This window comes from Nonomuraea corallina (genome assembly GCF_027620315.1).
GTDB classification, from domain to species: domain Bacteria; phylum Actinomycetota; class Actinomycetes; order Streptosporangiales; family Streptosporangiaceae; genus Nonomuraea; species Nonomuraea corallina.
Genome location: NZ_JAPNNL010000046.1, coordinates 1 through 16,287, shown reverse-complemented (window position 1 = coordinate 16,287; position 16,287 = coordinate 1). Strand labels below are relative to the sequence as shown.

Below are 16,287 nucleotides of genomic sequence, written 5' to 3'. Positions count from 1 at the left end.
TACTCGTGAGGAGCGCGTCGTGAACATGGGACAGGTGGGCGTCTGGCATCCCCTCCTCGGCGACGGGCCGGGCATGGCCGGCCCCCGGGCGGCCGGCCGGATCGAGGAGCTCGGCTACGGGTCCCTCTGGGTGGCGGAGACGCCCGGAGGCAAGGACCCGTTCGTGTGCGCGGCCCTCCTGCTCGGGGCCACCCGCAGGATCGCCGTCGGCACCGGCATCGCCAGCATCTGGTCGCGCGACGCGGCGGCCATGGCGGGCAGCCGGTTCGCGGTGGGGGAGGCGTTCCCCGGCCGGTTCGTCGCCGGGCTCGGCGTCAGCCACGCGCCGCTGGTCAACGCCCGCGGTCACACCTACGCCAAGCCGCTGACCGCGATGCGCCGCTATCTGGAGGCCATGGACGAGACGGCGAAGCGCCGGCGCGAGGTCGACGCGCCCCGGCTGCTCGCCGCCCTCCGGCCGGGCATGATGAAGCTGGCCGCGGAGCGCGCCGACGGCGCTCACCCGTACTTCGTGCCGCCCGAGCACACCGCGGAGGCCAGGGCGATCCTCGGCGCGGGCAAGCTGCTCGTGCCCGAACAGGCGGTCCTCGTCGAGACCGACCCCGCGCGGGCCCGCGCGGCGGCCCGCGCCTACATGGCCCCCTACCTCACGTTGCCCAACTACGTCGACAACCTGCGCCGCCTGGGCCACACCGACGACGACTTCGCCGGCGGCGGCAGCGATCGGCTGGTGGACGCGATCGTGGGCTGGGGGAGTCCGGACGCGGTGGCCGCGCGGGTGCGCGCCCACCTCGACGCGGGCGCCGACCACGTGGCGATCCAGCCGCTGTCGCCCGACGGCCCCGACCTCGACGACGCGCTGCGCCAGTTGGAGCGCCTCGCCCCCGCCCTCGGCCTGTGACGAGGCTCTCCCGCGCCTGACGCGATCCGGGCGGGTCTCACGCCGCGTGGCTCCAGGAGACCCGCCTAGCGCTTCATCGCGCCGTCGGCGATGGAGTCGGCCGCCTCGCTGATGGCGATGCCCACGATCTCCAGGCGGCGTACGAGCTCGCGCTCCTTCATGCGGTCGGCGGTCAGCTCGCCGGAGAAGATGCGCGAGATCTCGTACTGGTACATCCGCCGGATCGCGCTGCCGGACTTCTTGGCCTCGAGGGCGTCATGCACCACGGCCGACGGGCTGGAGACGAGGTCGCGCACGGCGGTCTCCAGCGCGTCGATCCCGACGATCACCTGATCCAGCAGCGGGGTGAAGCGGATCTGGTCGGGGACGCGATAGAGGTGCGACTCGCGGACGAAGTCGCGCAGCGAGTCGAGCACGTCGTCGATCGAGCGAGACAGCCTGAACAGGTCCTCCCGGTCGATGGGCGTGATCAGGGCCGACTCCAGCTCCTCGACGAGCAGCCGGCGCTCCTCGTCGCCCAGGTGCTCGATGGTGCGCATCTGCTCGTGCGCGCCCGTCCTGCCCACCTCGCCGCCGATCATCGCCATGGCCAGCCACGCGCCCTCCTTGGTCGCCTTCAGCTGACCGAGCAGCGCGTCCGACAGCGCGCTGTCCATGCGCCCCGTCAGCAGGTCCCGGATCCTGCGCAGCCTCCTCACCGGCCTGCTGCCCTTCACCCCACCACTCCCTTTCCGACATACGCCGCGGCCGCGGCCAGCAGGCCGCTCGCCGGAAGCGTCAGAACCCACGCAACGACGATCTTGACGGCCGCGTACCAGCGGACCCGGCCGCTGCCCCGTACCAGTCCCGCGCCGATCAGCCCGCCGGCGACCGCCTGCGTCATGCTGACCGGCATGCCCACGGCCGAGCACCCGAGCACGGCGGTCCCCGCCGACAGCTCCGCGGCCACGCCGTGCAGCGGGCGGAAGGCGATGATCTCCCGGCTGAGCGTGCGCCCCGCCTTCGGCAGCCCGTACATGGCGCCGAGCCCGAACAGCACGGCCACCAGGATCGTGTACCGCGGCGGCGCGTCCGAGAAACCAACCGCGATCATGAAGATGGCGAGCATCTTCTGCCCGTCGTTGGCGGCGTACGCGAGGATCTGCAGGAGGAATCCCAGCCGATGCCAGCCGCTCAGCTGGCGCGCGTCCGAGACCCGTACCAGCAGCGCCGTCACCCCCCACGCCACCAGGCCGCCCACGATCGGGGCGGCCAGCCCGAAGCCGAGCACCAGGGCCACGTACGGCCCCGAGACCGGCAGCCCCCAGCCCAGGCCCGCCCCGGTCAGCCCGCCGACGAGGGCCAGGGTGAGGCTGGTCGGCCGGCCCTTCCAGGTGAGCACCGTCACCACGGTCAGCGCGCTCAGCACGGCGATCGCGGTCGCCGCCCGGCCGCCGGGCCCGTCGAAGGTGGCCAGCCGGTTCACCAGCGTCAGCGCCACCTCGTGCGTGGCCAGCGGCACCAGCGCGATCACCACGACCATGGCCAGGATGCCGGTCGCCGGGCGCACGGCCGGCAGCTTCAGTCCAGTGGCCAGGAGCGCGCCGCCGTCGTTCATGCCGGACACGATCGCGAACAGCCCCGCGACCACGACGAGCACGACGGCGTCTACAGGCATGGGCAACCTCCGGGCCAAGCAACGGATATGGGATATCTACCCAAGATCGAGCGAATGAGGCAGGTGAGTGTGGGGTTCGTGGGGCGGTAATCTCGATGAATCAGTCGCGCAGACCTCACCGAGAGCGATCCATGAGCGTTGCCGAGTACGTCCTCACACTGTCCTGTCCCGACCGGCCCGGAGTCGTGGCCGCCGTGTCGAGCCTGCTGTCCCGGCACGGTTGCAACATCACCGAGAGCCAGCAGTTCGGCGACCGGGAGAGCGCGCGCTTCTTCATGCGGGTGCAGTTCACCTCCCCGCTCGGCGAGGACGAGGTGCGTTCCGCCTTCGCCGCCCTGGCCCCCGACTTCGCCATGGAGTTCCAGCTCCGCGACCTGGCCAGGAAGCCCAAGGTGCTGATCATGGTCAGCAGGTTCGACCACTGCCTCAACGACCTGCTCTACCGGGTGCGCAGCGGCGCCCTCGACATCGAGGTCGCCGCGGTCGTCTCCAACCACCCCGACCTGCGCCCGCTCACCCAGTCCCACGGCATCGACTACCACCACCTGCCGGTCACGCCCGCCACCAAGCCGAAGCAGGAGGCCGAGGTGCTCGCGCTGGTCGAGCACTACCAGGTCGACCTCGTCGTGCTGGCCCGCTACATGCAGGTGCTGTCGGAGGAGCTGTGCGCCAAGCTGAGCGGGCGGGCGATCAACATCCACCACTCGTTCCTGCCGTCGTTCAAGGGCGCCAAGCCCTACCACCAGGCTCACGACCGCGGCGTCAAGCTGATCGGCGCGACCGCCCACTACGTCACGTCCGACCTCGACGAGGGGCCGATCATCGAGCAGGAGGTCGCCCGGGTCAACCACAGCCATTCGCCGGAGGACCTCGCCGCCATCGGCCGCGACGTCGAGAGCCTGACCCTGGCCAGGGCCGTCAAGTGGCACACCGAGCAGCGGGTGCTGCTCGACGGCCACAAGACCATCGTGTTCCCGCGCTGAGCTCGGTGTTAGCCGTGCCCCAGCGGGGGCACGCGCCTGACATGCCTGAACAACCGAACTCCACACCACCGCCGCAGACCCAGTCCTACCCCGGCGACTCCGGCGAGATGACGCCCGAACCGCGCGACGAGATGCGCCGCTACCAGGGCCGGGGCCTGCTGTCCGGCAAGCGGGCGCTCGTCACCGGCGGCGACTCTGGCATCGGACGGGCCGTCTCGGTCGCCTTCGCCAAAGAGGGCGCCGACGTCGCGATCGCCTACCTCAGCGAGCACGAGGACGCCGAGCACACCAGGAAGCTGGTCGAGGCCGAAGGGCGGCGCTGCGTGCTGCTCCCCGGCGACCTGGGCGAGCGCGAACACTGCGTGCAGGTCGTCGAGCGCACCGTCTCCGAGCTGGGCGGCCTGGACGTCGTCGTGAACAACGTCGCCTACCAGGAGCCGGTCGACTCCCTGGAGGAGCTGACCGACGAGCAGTGGGAACGCACGTTCGCGGTCAACATCCACAGCTACTACCGCGTCACCAAGGCCGCGCTGCCTCACCTGGGCGAGGGCTCGGCGATCATCAACACCTCGTCGATCAACGGCCTGCGCGGCAACAAGACGCTCCTGGACTACTCCGCGACCAAGGGCGCGATCAACGCCTTCACCTACGCGATGGCGCAGAACCTGGTCGACCGGGGCATCCGGGTCAACGCCGTGGCCCCCGGGCCCGTGTGGACCCCGCTCATCCCCGCCACCTTCCCCGAGGAGAAGGTCGAGCAGTTCGGCAAGCAGGTGCCGATGAAGCGGGCGGCCGACCCCGACGAGATCGCGCCCTCGTACGTGTTCTTCGCCTCGGAGCTGATGTCGTCGTACTACACCGGCGAGGTGCTGGCGCCCATCGGCGGGGAGACGCTGCCCGGCTGACCACGTCAGATGAGAGCTCTCACCGGGCGCCGCGCCACTACTTCAGCCCGGCCACCGGCGATGACCGCTCGCCCCGAGGTCAGGGGCGGTAGGTGCCGAAGTACCAGGCGTTGCCCTGCGGGTCCTCGGCGGCGTACTCGCGGGAGCCGTACGGCTGATCCACCAGCTCCATGATGATTTTCGCGCCGGCGGCCCTGGCCCGGTCGTGGTGGGCGTCCACGTCGTCGACGGCGACGTAGACGCCGGGGCCGCCGGGCCTGCCCAGGCCGAGCATGACGATGTCGTCGCCGGCACGCAGCTCGGCGTGATGGACCGTGCCCTCGTCGGTCCTGGACACGTCGTGCGCCTCGAAGCCGAAGGCGCCGGTGAGGAAGTCGACCGCCGCCGCGCAGTCGTGGTAGCGGGCCAGTGCGTAAACCTTCATGACGCCAGTGTCGGGCGGCGGGCAGCCGGAGGTCTTGGAGAAATCTGACCGGGCGTGATCGCGCCCAGCGCGCGGAAGTCGCGGTTCATGTGCGCTTGATCGTAGTAACCGCACGTCGCCGCCACCTCGGCGATCGCGGTCCCCGAGCGCAGCAGCCCCGCCGCCCGGTGGAAGCGGATCACCCGCGCCGCCGCCTTCGGCGTCAGCCCCACCTGGTCGTGGAAGCGGGACACCAGGTGGCGGTGGCTGCGCCGCAGCGACCCGGCCAGCGACGCGACCGGGACCGTGCCGCCCGACTCCAGCAGCCGCGCCCACGCCCACCGCACCTCCGGATCGGGCTCCGGCCCGGCCGCGAGCCGGCCGGCGAGCAGCCGTTCGGCCAGCGCCAGCCGCTCCGGCCAGGACGGCGCCGCCGCCAGCCGCTCCGCCGCCTCCACCGCCCACCGGCCGAGCAGGTCCTCGGCCGGCACCGCCAGGTTGGCCAGCTCCCGCAGCGGCATCCCGAACAGCCGCCTGGCCCCGAAAGGCGTCAGATCGATCTGGACCCCCTCGGTCGGCGCGGTCATCCGGGTGCGGGTGAACCGGTCGGACGTCCCCGCGCCGAACGACGTCAGCCGCCGGCCGCCGACCTCCATCGGCGCGGCGAAGCCCAGGATCAGCACCGCGTCCGTCGCCGCCGGCTGCACCCGCGCCAGCGGCCCGCCGTGGTCCTCGCGGTAGACCGCCAGGCGGCGGGCGTAGGGCCGGAGGGCGGGGCGGCCGGGCGCCGAACCGGACAGGACCAGCCCTTGCTCGCTCATGGTCCCGGCTACAGCCCGAGCTGCCTGGCCATGAAGGTGAGCGTGTCGGCCGACAGGTCGACGGACCGGCTGATCGAACGCGCCCCGTGGCCCACCTCCGTCTCGTTGCGCAGCAGGATCGGCCCGTCGCCGGCGGTGGCGTACTGGAGCGCGGCGCACATCTTCCACGCGTGCAGCGGATGCACCCGCGTGTCGGACTGGAACACCGTGAACAGCGTCGCCGGGTAGCGCACCCCCTCCTTGACGTGGTGGTACGGCGAGTAGGAATGGAGCCAGCCGAACTGCTCGGGGTCGGCGGCGGAACCGTACTCGACGTTCCAGGTCGCGCCCAGGCCGAAGTGCTCATAGCGGATCATGTCGAGCAGCGGCGCCGAGCACACCACGGCCCTGTAGAGCTCGGGACGCTGGGTGAGCGCCGCCCCGACCAGCAGGCCGCCGTTGGAGCCGCCGGAGATGCCGAGCATGCCCGGCGTGGTCACCCCGGCCTCGATGAGGTACTCGGCAGCCGCGTGGAAGTCGTCGAACACGTTCTGCTTGTGACCGAGCATGCCCGAGCGGTGCCAGTCCTCGCCCTCCTCGCCGCCGCCGCGCAGGTTGGCGATCGCGTACACGCCGCCCGCCTCCACCCAGCTCAGGATCGACGCCGAGTAGCCGGGGGTCATCGACACGCCGAACCCGCCGTACCCGTACAGGATCGTCGGCCGCGGGCCCCGGCCGTCGACCGGCGAGATGACGAGCATGCGCACGTCGGTGCCGTCCGTGGAGCGGTAGACCACCTGCTCGGTGCGCACCTGGGGGACGTCGACCGCGCCCGGCGAGGCCGCCCACAGCGTGGTCTCGCCCGTCAGCGCGTCGTAGCGCTGGACGCTCGGCGGGTTGGTGTTGTCGGTGTAGCCGAACCACGCCTCGTGGCCGCCTTCGGGCCGCTCCACGATGCCGCCGATGCTGCCCAGCCCCGGCGTCGGCACCTGGCCGAGGCGCTCGCCCGTCGCCAGGTCGTGCACGGTGATCTCGCTGATCGCGTGGCGGGTCCAGCCCACCAGCATCACCGGGCGGTCGAGGCCGTCGAGGATCGCGAAGTCGGACAGCACCGCCTCCGGGTCCTGTGGGATCAGGTCACGCCACGCCTCGAACTCCGGCCGGTCAGGGTCGGTGACGCAGACCCGCGACCGGGGCGCGTCGCGGTCGGTGTGGACGTACAGCCTGCCGTCGCGGCCGAACACCAGCCCGGTCTGCGCGTCCACGCCCTCCTGCACCGCCCGCAGCTCCGGCCGGTCGGCGGAGGAGGCGGTCAGGTCGGCGATCCACAGGTCGTTGCGCGGGGCCGTGCCCTCGCTGGCCGAGATCTGCAGCCAGCGGCCGTCGCGCGACACCGCCACGCCGTAGTAGTTGGTCATCTTCATGCCGTGACCGAAGATCATCACGTCGTCCTCGGTGGACGTGCCGACCCGGTGCAGGTAGACGCGGCGGTGGAACTGCCGCTCGTTCTCCGGCACCTCGGTGCCCGGCAGCCGGCGGACGTAGTAGAACGCCTCGCCGCCCGGCAGCCACGCGATCGGCGAGTAGCGGCAGCGGTCGATCGGCCCCTCGACGCGCGTGCCCGTCGCCACGTCGATCAGGTAGAGCACCGACTCCTCGTCGCCGCCCACCGAGATCTGGTAGGCGAGCAGCCGGCCCTCCTTGTCGGGCTGCACCGCGTCCAGCGTCGTGAGCCCCGACGGGTCCAGCGCCATCGGGTCGATCAGCGCCCGCTCGGTGCCGTCCGGCTCCACCACGTAGTAGACCGCGTGCTCCTGCTCCGGGGTGCGGCGGCTGAAGAAGTAGCGCTCGCCGCGCCATGTGGGTGAGCCCACCGACCCCGACTTGAGCAGCTCGGCGATCCGCGACTTGAACCGCTGGGGCTCGCTCTCGCGCTTGAACAGCTCCGCCTGCGCGACCAGCCATCGCTCCGTCTCGGGGCTGTCGGGGTCCTCGAGCCAGCGGTACGGGTCGGGGACGGTGATGCCGTGCAGGACGTCGGCGGTCTCCTCGCGTGGCGCCGCCGGGTAGGACTCTCGCGTCATGCTGGAACCCTACGGCAAAGCACGAGCCCCGGCGGCGGGCGTAAAGCCCAGGTGATGCGGGAATAAACCGTAACGTGCGTCCCTCTGGTCATCCGGGCCGGAGCTTAAGGGGTGGCGGGGACGCTGCGGTAAACGCCAGACTTGCTGACAGGACGGTGCCGTGGTGTCCATCCGCTGGGCCGTCCGGCGGAGGTCCACGTGACGGTTGTGTCGATGCCCCAGGAGGGGCGAATAGCCGGGACATGCCGCGGCATGTCCCCTTTGATACGGGTGCAGCAGGGAGAGGCCCGATGATGCGCCAAGTCCTGCTGCTCAACGCCACCTACGAGCCCCTGACCACGCTTTCCCTGCACCGCGCCGTCGTGCTGGTGCTGCGGGAGAAGGCCGACATCGTGCACCACGACGGCCGCGGGGCCGTGCTGCGCTCCGCCAGCCGCACCCTCGACGTGCCGTCGGTCATCCGGCTCAGGAGATACGTCCGCATCCCGTACCGGTCGCGCATCCCCCTGACCAGGGCCGCCCTCATGCGGCGCGACGACTACCGGTGCGCCTACTGCGGGCAGCGGGCCGAGACCATCGACCACGTCGTCCCCCGTTCCAAGGGCGGCACCCACACGTGGGAGAACTGTGTCGCCTCGTGCTCGCCGTGCAACCACAGGAAGGCCGACAAGTTCCTGGAGGAGCTGGGGTGGAGCCTGCGCGTCGCCCCGTCCGTCCCCCGCGGCGCCCACTGGCGGTTGATCGGCGCCTCGCTCGTCGGCGACCCCCAATGGGCGCCCTACCTCGAGGCGGCCGCCTGACCCGGGCCCGGCACCCCGTGCCGGGCCCGTGACCCTCCGCCGTGCGTCGCCTCACGTCGCCTGAAGCGGTTTCCGCCGGCAGGCGACGCGACACACCGGTCGATCGGGTCCGAGCCGGTGTCGTTCCGGCCCTGACGCCGGTCCCGGCCCCCGGTACGCTGGTCGCATGCCGCGTTACGACTACCGCTGCCGCGCCTGCGGCTCCACGTTCGAGCTGTCCCGGCCGATGTCGGCGTCGGGCGACCCCGCGACCTGCCCGGAAGGCCACGACGACACGGTCAAGCTGCTGACCACCGTCGGCATGACCGGCTCCGCCGCCGCACCCCGCCCCGCCTCGGGCGGCGGATGCTGCGGCGGTGGCTGCTGCGGCTAGGCCCGTTCGAGCAGCTCGGGCTTCCGCGGGCTCCAGAAGGGTGGGCGGCGTGCCTGGTGGGATGGGCACGCCGCCCCTGGGGGAGGTCAGGCCGCCTTGCCGCGCTTGCGGCGCTGGAACGGCAGGAAGCGGTCGGCCAGGTGAGGGCGGGACGGCGTCAGGGTGGGCTCCACCGCGATGATGCGGTCGAACCGGAAGGCCCGGATCGCGCGGCGCATCCGGCACACCCCCACGAGATACCAGTAGTCGCGGTGGACGAGGCAGGTCACCGGCTCGACCTCGCGGCTCGTGACGGCGCCCGAGGCGTCGCGGTAGTGGAGACGGACCATCATCCGGCTGGTGATGGCGTCGGCGATGAGCCGGGCCCGGGCGGCCACGTCGGCGGGCAGCGGCTCGATGAGGGTGTCGAGGGTGGCGGCGATGACGTCGTCGTCGAGGTCGAGATGGTCGAGGGCGTGCTGCAGGCCGCGCCGGGCGGTCACGGCTTGCGGGCCCGACCCGAGGTGGGCCAGGGAGAGGGCGAGGGCGGCGATCTCGGCGGTCGTCAGCGGTTGCGTCTGGGACGTCACGACTTCAGCCATACCCCAAGAATAGGTAAAGCCACTGACATTTTCGAAAGTGTGTACGGCAGGCGACAGGGATGTCGCCTGCCGTTCGGATCACCTGGACAGCTGCGACAGGTCGCGCGAGGCGCCAGTGGAGGCCGAGGTCGTCATGGCCGCGTACGCCTGCAGCGCGGCGCTGACCGGCCGCTCGCGCTCGCGCGGGCGGAAGCCGCCCAGCTCGGCCAGCAGGCGCTCACGGCGGGCCGCCAGCTCGGCCTCGGGGACGCGCAGCTCCAGCTTGCGGCCGGGGATGTCGATCTCGATGAGGTCGCCGTCCTCGACCAGCGCGATCGTGCCGCCCTCGGCCGCCTCCGGAGAGGCGTGGCCGATCGACAGGCCGGACGTGCCGCCGGAGAAGCGGCCGTCGGTGATCAGCGCGCAGGCCTTGCCCAGGCCCTTGCCCTTGAGGAACGAGGTCGGGTAGAGCATCTCCTGCATCCCTGGGCCGCCCTTGGGGCCCTCGTAGCGGACGACCACCACGTCGCCCGCCTTGACCCGGTCGTTGAGGATGCCCTCGACGGCCTGCTCCTGCGACTCGAACACGACGGCCGGCCCGGTGAACCTCCAGATCGACTCGTCGACCCCGGCGGTCTTCACCACGGCGCCGTCGCGGGCGATGTTGCCGTAGAGCACGGCCAGGCCGCCGTCGGCGGTGTAGGCGTGCTCGCGGTCGCGCACGCAGCCAGCGGCGCGGTCCAGGTCGAGGTCGTCCCACCGGTTGTCCTGCGAGTAGGGCTTGACCGTGCGGACGTTGCCGGGGGCGGCGTGCCACAGCTCGATCGCCTCGGGCTTGACCGTGGGCGACATCGGGTCCCAGGCGGCCAGCAGGTCGGCGAGCGTGCCGCCGTTGACCGTCGGGACGTCGCGGTGGAGCAGCCCGGCCCGGTCGAGCTCGCCCAGGATGGCCGGGATGCCGCCGGCGCGGTGGACGTCCTCGACGTGGTACTTGTTCGTGGCCGGGGCGACCTTGCACAGGCAGGGCACCCGCAGCGAGATCTCGTTGATCTCCTTGAGCCCGAAGTCGACCTCCGCCTCGCGGGCCGCGGCCAGGATGTGGAGGATCGTGTTGGTGGAGCCGCCCATGGCCACGTCGAGGGCCATCGCGTTCTCGAACGCCTCGCGGGTGGCGATCGAGCGCGGCAGCACCGACTCGTCGCCCTCCTCGTAGTAACGGCGGGTGATCTCGACGAGGGTGCGGCCGGCCTCCTCGAAGAGGTGCTTGCGCGCCTTGTGGGTGGCCAGGATCGTGCCGTTGCCGGGCAGCGCGAGGCCGATGGCCTCGGCCAGGCAGTTCATCGAGTTGGCGGTGAACATGCCGGAACAGGAGCCGCAGGTCGGGCAGGCGCTCTCCTCCATCTCCAGCAGCTCGGCGTCGGTGACCGACTCGTCGGCCGAGGCGATCATCGGGTCGATCAGGTCGAGCTTGCGGCCGGGCGTCTTGCCCGCCTCCATCGGCCCGCCGGAGACGAAGACCGTCGGGATGTTGAGCCGGAACGCGGCCAGCAGCATCCCGGGGGTGATCTTGTCGCAGTTGGAGACGCAGATCAGCGCGTCGGCGCAGTGGGCGTTGACCATGTACTCGACGGCGTCGGCGATGAGCTCGCGCGACGGCAGCGAGTAGAGCATGCCGCCGTGGCCCATGGCGATGCCGTCGTCGACCGCGATCGTGTTGAACTCGCGGGGGATCGCGCCCGCCTCACGGATCGCCCCGGACACCACCTCGCCGACCTCGCGGAGATGCACGTGACCCGGCACGAACTGGGTGAAGCTGTTGGCCACCGCGACGATGGGCTTGCCGAAGTCGCTCCCGGCTACGCCGGTCGCCCGGAGGAGGGCCCGGGCGCCGACCATGTTCCTGCCGTGGGTGACCGTACGTGACCTGAGGGCGGGCATCGAGCTTCTCCCATCGTCGTGCGTCCCACCATGGTACGACCAGCCGCCCGTTGATTGAGACGGGTGTCCACGACCCGATACGGGCCGATACGGGGGCCGAGGTCGTAGGAGACCTGAGAACGTGCCGGAGCGACGAGTACGGGCCCGCCGCGGTGAGGGCGCCGCGCGGGGCCGCGCCTGACGGGCCCCGCCGTCCAGCCGGGACCTAGCCGCCGCGCTGGACGCCTTCGCGGCACGCCTGTCGGCCGGGGAGCCGCCGCCGAAGCCCGGGCGCGCGGCCTCAGGACGGCTCGGCGAGCTGGGGGAGCACCTTCTCGCCGAAGGCGTCGATGAACGGCCGCTGCTCCTGGCCCACGTGGTGCAGGTAGAGCGCGTCGAAGCCCAGACCGGCGAGCTCGGCCAGCCAGCCGGCCTGGCGCTCCAGGTCGGCGGAGACCAGCACGCTCTTCCGTACGTCCTCCGGCCGTACGGACGTCGCCGCCTGCTCGAACGCGTCCGGGGTCTCCAGGTTCCAGGCCACGTCGCCGCCGAACAACCCCGTGCGCCACTGCTCGTGCGCGATGCGCAGCGCGGTCTCGTCGTCCTCGGCCCACGACAGGTGGACCTGGAGGTAGATCGGCTTGCCCTCGCCGCCTCCCTCGCGGAACGCCTCGATGACCCGGCGCAGCCGCGGCACGTCCTGGTTCACGGTGATGAGCCCGTCGGCCCACGAGCCGGCCCACCGGGCCGTCTCGGCGCTGACCGCCGCGCCGACCAGCGGGGGCGGGGACTCGGGCAGGGTGTAGAGGCGGGCACGGTCGACGGTGACGAGCCCGTCGTGCGTCACGCACTCGCCGGCGAACAGGGCGCGCATGACCTCGACGCACTCCAGCAGCCGCGCGTTGCGCTCCTCCTTGGGCGGCCACCGGTCACCGGTGATGTGCTCGTTGAGCGCCTCGCCGCTGCCCAGCGCCATCCAGAACCGGCCGGGGAACATCTCGCACAGCGTGGCCGCCTTCTGCGCGGCCACCGCCGGATGGTAACGCTGGCCGGGGGCGCTGACGACGCCGAACGGCAGGCCGGTGCGGGCCAGCGCGGCGCCCAGCCAGGACCAGGCGTAACCGGAGTGGCCCTGGGCGTTGCTCCAGGGCGCGAAGTGATCGGAGCACATCGCGGCGGCGAAACCCGCCTCCTCCGCTTGGCGTACCGCCTCCAGCAGGGCGCTCGGCGCGAGCTGTTCGTGGGAGGCGTGGAAACCGAATCGGGCCATGGGCGGCTCTCCTTCGGGGGATCGTCCGGGTGGTCATCCGGGGCCGCGGCACGCCGCCTGCGCGCCCGGCCCCGCCATCCCGCTTCCCCGAAGCGGCCGGGTTACCCGGGGATCTCCCGACGAAGAGCGAGAAGGACGCCCTCACGGAAGACCGCTCCGCCCGGGGTCAGCCCTCGCCGTAGCGCGGCGGCAGCACCTGGGCGGCGATCTCATAGATCCTGTCGATCTCCGTCTCGGTGAGGGCGCGCTCCCGCTTGGTGATCCACCGGCGGGCCCTGACGCCCTCGTAGACGTCCACGCCCTTGATCGTCATGATCTTCCAGGGCACCGGCGGGCCGTAGATGGCCAGCGACGGCACCACCGAGATCTGGCGGCCGTAGACCTTGCTGATCAGCTCGGCGGCCCGGGTGGCCTCGCCCCTGGCCTCGTTCAGGCGGTCCTTCTTGTCGAAGGGGCCGTGGAAGAGCTTCCTGCCCATCTGGACCCGTACGGGGAGCCGCTTGTCCCACTTCTCCGAGTCGACCGCGTACACGCCCGTCGGCCCCACGACCAGGTGGTCGATCTGCGCCTCGGTGCCGGGGATGGCCCGGGCGTGGAGCGTGCGGTAGCCGCGGCGTTCGAGCTGGCGCAGCTGCGCCTCGGTGCGCCGCTCGGCCACGGAGGACCGCCGCCAGGCGGGCACCGTCGAGTTGGAGCGGGCGCGGTAGACGGCGTCGCCGATGGCGGCGATCACGCCCGCGGTCGCGCCCAACCGCCAGTCCATGAGGAGGAGACCCACGACGGCGCCCACGGCGAGAGCCAGCAGGGCGCGGTTGCGCAGGCGGCGCACGCGCGGCTGCTGGAGCAGCACGCGCAGGGGGACCCGCTCGACCGGCGCGTACGTGGGAGTGGGCGCCGATGGCTTGGCGGTCTGCTCGTTTTCCGGTCTGTCGCTCACCCAGATCGGGGACGTGTCGTGACCGTCTTCACGCTGAGGGTCGGAGTCCACGTCGATCACCGTAGCCCGCGGTTCTGATGCATTCCTAGTGCTGCCTTGTCCATAGTTTTATGGCCCCAGCTCACTGTGTCCTACGCCCGGTTTCCGGGTATCTATTACGTTCCTCTCTAGAGAAGTCGAGAGGCGTCCGCAAGCGATCCTAGCTCCGCCGGAGCGCCTGGCGATCATGTTGACCGGGTCTTGGCGATGTCCTGTCAAGACTCTCGTCCGGGGGTCTGGCCGGACCGGCCACCCGGGATTACGTTCGTGATGTGGACAGCGCGCTGGAGATCCTGCTCTTCCTCATCGGGGTGTCACTGGGGCTGTTCGTGCTGATCAGCCTGCTCGTGCTCATACCGGGGCGCGGCGCCGCGCGCAAGGCGGAGGCCGGGCCGGTGTGGATCGGCGGGCCCGGCCGCACCGACCGCGGCGTGAGCACCTCCGGCCTGGTGCTCGTCGACCGGCCGCCGCAGTGGGCGCCTCCGGGCGACGTCGACTGGGTCGCGGCGGCGGAAACGGCCGAGCCCGGCAGGCGGGTCGGCGGCGCTTCGGCGGGATGGTGATCGGGCATGCGAACTCTCACCGCGGCTCAGGCCGACGACGTCCGTGACGCCCTGCGGGCCGCCGAGCGGCGCAGCGGCCTGCGCTTCGCGCTCTTCCTGGGCTCGCCCGTCGGCGGCAGGCGCCACTTCGCCGAACGGCTGCACGCCGCCCTCGGCGACGAGGCCCCCGACGCCGTCGTGCTCCTGGTAGACGTACGGGGCCGCGCCCTGGAGATCGTCACCGGCGAGCAGGCCAGACGCAGGCTCTCCGACGCGTCGTGCCGGCTGACGGCCATGTCCATGGCGACCGCGTTCAGCGCCGGCGACCTGGTGGGCGGCCTGCTGTACGGGATCGGCGCCCTGGGGGAGCAGGCCACCGCCCGCCGGTGACCGGCGGGTCAGTCGCCGATCAGTGAGGCGACGTGCTCGCTGACGCCCTTGAGCAGCGCGGACGGCTCGATCGGGGCCGTGGCGACGGCGGAGAAGAACGACGGCAGGCCCGGCAGCGGGAAACCGTCGTCGCGGGCGGCGGCCTCGCCCACCGCGCTCTTCACGAGCACGCTCCGGCTGCGCTCCCACGCGTCGAGCACCTCCTCCGGCGACGGCACGCCGAAGCCGTGGCCCACCGGCGCCGCATGACGCAGCCGTACCAGCGGGGTCTCCGCGAACGCGAGCGCGGTGCGGGCGCGCTGCTGGAGGTCGGCGCGCGGCTCCGGAGCGATCCACCCCATGGCCGTGCAGGGGTTGCGGCAGGTGGCCACGCAGACGGCGAGCGCGCCGGCGACCTGGCTGTGCTGCCGGTCGAAGTACGCGCGCCAGCCCTCCGCCGGCTCGCCCGCCACCCGCAGGGTCCGGTTGGTGGCCGACTGCTCCGCTTTGGTGTGGTCGCACTCGCGGTCGCCGATCACGCCGAACCGGCTGCCGACCGCGCTGAGCCCCTCCGGCCAGCGTCCCGGATCGCCCGCGTGGCCCAGGTGCGGCTCGAACGCCAGCAACGGCAGGTATTCGGCCGCGATGTGCACTGCGGCGATCATCGGGCTCAGCTCGCGCCGGTGCCAGCGGATGGCGATGACCTCCAGCAGCAGGCCGTAGGCGGGGCGCAGCGACTCCAGCGCGCCACGCGGCTGCTCGCGCGGGGTCTGCGGCATGTGGCAGGCCCGCGCCTGCCGCCTGAGCCCGGGCGGCACGGCCTTGGTGTCGACGGCGAAGTCCTCGGCGTCGAGCGACAGCAGCCGCTGACCGAATTCGCAGGCCTCCGCGATGCGGGGGTCGGGCGTCAGCGCCCCGAGGTCGGCGAACGCGTAGCGCCGGGCCAGCGCCAGGAACAGATCACGAGTCGTCTCCACCGCATCACCCTACTCAGCGCCGCGGAGGGAGAGGCGCCTCCATGATCGCGGCCCGAGCGGCGCCGGGTCAGGGCGACGGAGGGTCAGGGCGACGGAGGGTCAGGAGTGACTGCGGGTCAGGCCGCGACAGCCGGTCACGTCGGGAGGCGGCCGGTCGAGACTCGAGACGGAGGGCCGGGACTAGGGACAGGGCGCCCGGACGCACTGGACCTCCTGGGTCGGCTTGGAGGTCGTGGGCTCCTGTGTCGGCTCGTGCGGGTCGGGCTCGGTGGGCTCCTGCGTCGGCTCCTCGGTGGGGTCGGGCTCCGGCTCGGTGGTCGGGTCGGGCGCGGGAGTGGTCGGCGGATCCGTCGGGGTGGGGGTCACCGTGGGGGTGCCGGTCGGGCGAGGCGTGCCGGAAGGGGTCGTCGCCGGGACCCGCGTCGGCCGGGTGGCGGCCGGCACCCGGTTGCCCGCCTCGGTCGGGGACGTCGTCGCGGTGGCGGAAGGACGAGGCTTGGACGAGGTGGCGGGCGCGGGGACCGGGTCGCCCTGAGCGGTGTCCGACGGGCGCAGCAGCACCATGGCCGCGACGCTCACGGTGATCAGCGTGGCGAGCGCCATCGCGAGCGCGGCGGAGAGCGCACCCCCGCGGCGGCGCGCGGCCTGCGCACCGCCCGCAGAGACGGCTCCCCGGCGGGGGGCCGTCACGTCGTCAGGGTTGACCGTGTCCCCGAGGCCGGAGGCCGGAGCGGCTCCGGGGGAGGCCATGCCTCCGAAGCCGGGGGCCG

17 protein-coding genes and 1 pseudogene are annotated in these 16,287 nt (G+C 72.4%); 7 read left to right on the top strand and 11 right to left on the bottom strand.

Annotation, left to right across the window (positions count from 1 at the left end; genetic code table 11):
* Positions 1–25: 25 nt before the first annotated feature.
* A complete protein-coding gene (locus OUY22_RS14290; RefSeq protein ID WP_270155435.1) occupies positions 26–901 on the top strand; it encodes a TIGR03620 family F420-dependent LLM class oxidoreductase in 876 nt (291 codons plus the stop codon).
* Positions 902–966: 65 nt separating this feature from the next.
* On the opposite strand, the gene OUY22_RS14285 is transcribed toward OUY22_RS14290, so the two are convergent.
* On the bottom strand, positions 967–1,617 hold the full coding sequence (locus tag OUY22_RS14285; protein WP_270155408.1) for a DUF47 domain-containing protein: 651 nt from the start codon (positions 1,615–1,617) through the stop codon (positions 967–969).
* Positions 1,614–2,558 (bottom strand): inorganic phosphate transporter, encoded by a 945-nt coding sequence (locus OUY22_RS14280; RefSeq protein WP_270155407.1) that lies wholly within the window; start codon positions 2,556–2,558, stop codon positions 1,614–1,616. The genes OUY22_RS14285 and OUY22_RS14280 overlap by 4 nt, the downstream gene beginning before the upstream one ends.
* Positions 2,559–2,689: 131 nt before the next feature.
* Here OUY22_RS14280 and purU point away from each other — a divergent pair, with 131 nt between their 5' ends.
* Together purU and OUY22_RS14270 are read left to right on the top strand one after the other, a co-directional pair.
* The gene (purU, locus tag OUY22_RS14275) at positions 2,690–3,541 is read left to right on the top strand and encodes a formyltetrahydrofolate deformylase (RefSeq protein WP_270155406.1); all 852 of its coding nucleotides are present in this window, start codon (positions 2,690–2,692) and stop codon (positions 3,539–3,541) included.
* Between the two features lie 41 nt (positions 3,542–3,582).
* Positions 3,583–4,446, top strand: coding sequence for an SDR family oxidoreductase (locus OUY22_RS14270; protein WP_270155405.1), 864 nt, complete (start codon positions 3,583–3,585; stop codon positions 4,444–4,446).
* A gap of 79 nt (positions 4,447–4,525) precedes the next feature.
* On the opposite strand, the gene OUY22_RS14265 is transcribed toward OUY22_RS14270, so the two are convergent.
* Genes OUY22_RS14265 through OUY22_RS14255 form a run of 3 tightly spaced genes read right to left on the bottom strand, consistent with a single transcriptional unit; the run spans position 4,526 to position 7,733 of the window.
* Positions 4,526–4,870, bottom strand: a complete 345-nt coding sequence (locus OUY22_RS14265; RefSeq protein WP_270155404.1) for a VOC family protein — start codon at positions 4,868–4,870, stop codon at positions 4,526–4,528.
* Entirely contained in the window at positions 4,867–5,670 is an 804-nt protein-coding gene (locus OUY22_RS14260; protein WP_270155403.1) for a helix-turn-helix domain-containing protein, read from the bottom strand. The genes OUY22_RS14265 and OUY22_RS14260 overlap by 4 nt, the downstream gene beginning before the upstream one ends.
* 8 nt (positions 5,671–5,678) lie before the next feature.
* Positions 5,679–7,733, bottom strand: a complete 2,055-nt coding sequence (locus tag OUY22_RS14255; RefSeq protein ID WP_270155402.1) for a prolyl oligopeptidase family serine peptidase — start codon at positions 7,731–7,733, stop codon at positions 5,679–5,681.
* A 293-nt stretch (positions 7,734–8,026) separates the two neighbouring features.
* Between OUY22_RS14255 and OUY22_RS14250 the strand changes: the two genes are divergently transcribed.
* Both OUY22_RS14250 and OUY22_RS14245 read left to right on the top strand, forming a co-directional pair.
* Positions 8,027–8,533: an HNH endonuclease gene (locus OUY22_RS14250; RefSeq protein ID WP_270155434.1), complete on the top strand. Its 507-nt coding sequence runs from the start codon at positions 8,027–8,029 to the stop codon at positions 8,531–8,533.
* A gap of 166 nt (positions 8,534–8,699) precedes the next feature.
* Positions 8,700–8,906, top strand: a complete 207-nt coding sequence (locus OUY22_RS14245) for an FmdB family zinc ribbon protein (RefSeq protein ID WP_270155401.1) — start codon at positions 8,700–8,702, stop codon at positions 8,904–8,906.
* An 86-nt stretch (positions 8,907–8,992) separates the two neighbouring features.
* On the opposite strand, the gene OUY22_RS14240 is transcribed toward OUY22_RS14245, so the two are convergent.
* The 4 genes from OUY22_RS14240 to OUY22_RS14225 all read right to left on the bottom strand — a co-directional run bounded on the left by OUY22_RS14240 (position 8,993) and on the right by OUY22_RS14225 (position 13,641).
* Complete coding sequence (locus tag OUY22_RS14240; protein ID WP_270155400.1) at positions 8,993–9,487, bottom strand: WYL domain-containing protein; 495 nt, start codon at positions 9,485–9,487, stop codon at positions 8,993–8,995.
* 78 nt (positions 9,488–9,565) lie between these two features.
* The gene (gene ilvD, locus OUY22_RS14235) at positions 9,566–11,404 is read right to left on the bottom strand and encodes a dihydroxy-acid dehydratase (RefSeq protein ID WP_270155399.1); all 1,839 of its coding nucleotides are present in this window, start codon (positions 11,402–11,404) and stop codon (positions 9,566–9,568) included.
* Positions 11,405–11,684: 280 nt separating this feature from the next.
* Entirely contained in the window at positions 11,685–12,653 is a 969-nt protein-coding gene (locus OUY22_RS14230; RefSeq protein WP_270155398.1) for a TIGR03885 family FMN-dependent LLM class oxidoreductase, read from the bottom strand.
* Between the two features lie 166 nt (positions 12,654–12,819).
* Complete coding sequence (locus OUY22_RS14225) at positions 12,820–13,641, bottom strand: nuclease-related domain-containing protein (protein WP_270155397.1); 822 nt, start codon at positions 13,639–13,641, stop codon at positions 12,820–12,822.
* A 260-nt stretch (positions 13,642–13,901) separates the two neighbouring features.
* Between OUY22_RS14225 and OUY22_RS14220 the strand changes: the two genes are divergently transcribed.
* Positions 13,902–14,192: a hypothetical protein gene (locus OUY22_RS14220; protein ID WP_270155396.1), complete on the top strand. Its 291-nt coding sequence runs from the start codon at positions 13,902–13,904 to the stop codon at positions 14,190–14,192.
* A gap of 6 nt (positions 14,193–14,198) precedes the next feature.
* The gene (locus tag OUY22_RS14215; RefSeq protein ID WP_270155395.1) at positions 14,199–14,561 is read left to right on the top strand and encodes a TPM domain-containing protein; all 363 of its coding nucleotides are present in this window, start codon (positions 14,199–14,201) and stop codon (positions 14,559–14,561) included.
* 8 nt (positions 14,562–14,569) lie between these two features.
* On the opposite strand, the gene OUY22_RS14210 is transcribed toward OUY22_RS14215, so the two are convergent.
* Together OUY22_RS14210 and OUY22_RS14205 are read right to left on the bottom strand one after the other, a co-directional pair.
* Complete coding sequence (locus tag OUY22_RS14210; protein ID WP_270155394.1) at positions 14,570–15,517, bottom strand: hypothetical protein; 948 nt, start codon at positions 15,515–15,517, stop codon at positions 14,570–14,572.
* A 180-nt stretch (positions 15,518–15,697) separates the two neighbouring features.
* Positions 15,698–16,287 (bottom strand): annotated as a pseudogene (locus tag OUY22_RS14205) (hypothetical protein); the annotation flags it as partial.

Coding starts and splice junctions, on each gene's coding strand:
- ilvD (WP_270155399.1), bottom strand. CDS start 11,404: ATGCCCGCCCTCAGGTCACGTACGGTCACCCACGGCAGGAACATGGTC.
- OUY22_RS14265 (WP_270155404.1), bottom strand. CDS start 4,870: ATGAAGGTTTACGCACTGGCCCGCTACCACGACTGCGCGGCGGCGGTC.
- purU (WP_270155406.1), top strand. CDS start 2,690: ATGAGCGTTGCCGAGTACGTCCTCACACTGTCCTGTCCCGACCGGCCC.
- OUY22_RS14245 (WP_270155401.1), top strand. CDS start 8,700: ATGCCGCGTTACGACTACCGCTGCCGCGCCTGCGGCTCCACGTTCGAG.
- OUY22_RS14230 (WP_270155398.1), bottom strand. CDS start 12,653: ATGGCCCGATTCGGTTTCCACGCCTCCCACGAACAGCTCGCGCCGAGC.
- OUY22_RS14255 (WP_270155402.1), bottom strand. CDS start 7,733: ATGACGCGAGAGTCCTACCCGGCGGCGCCACGCGAGGAGACCGCCGAC.
- OUY22_RS14290 (WP_270155435.1), top strand. CDS start 26: ATGGGACAGGTGGGCGTCTGGCATCCCCTCCTCGGCGACGGGCCGGGC.
- OUY22_RS14215 (WP_270155395.1), top strand. CDS start 14,199: ATGCGAACTCTCACCGCGGCTCAGGCCGACGACGTCCGTGACGCCCTG.
- OUY22_RS14270 (WP_270155405.1), top strand. CDS start 3,583: ATGCCTGAACAACCGAACTCCACACCACCGCCGCAGACCCAGTCCTAC.
- OUY22_RS14260 (WP_270155403.1), bottom strand. CDS start 5,670: ATGAGCGAGCAAGGGCTGGTCCTGTCCGGTTCGGCGCCCGGCCGCCCC.
- OUY22_RS14280 (WP_270155407.1), bottom strand. CDS start 2,558: ATGCCTGTAGACGCCGTCGTGCTCGTCGTGGTCGCGGGGCTGTTCGCG.
- OUY22_RS14250 (WP_270155434.1), top strand. CDS start 8,027: ATGCGCCAAGTCCTGCTGCTCAACGCCACCTACGAGCCCCTGACCACG.
- OUY22_RS14240 (WP_270155400.1), bottom strand. CDS start 9,487: ATGGCTGAAGTCGTGACGTCCCAGACGCAACCGCTGACGACCGCCGAG.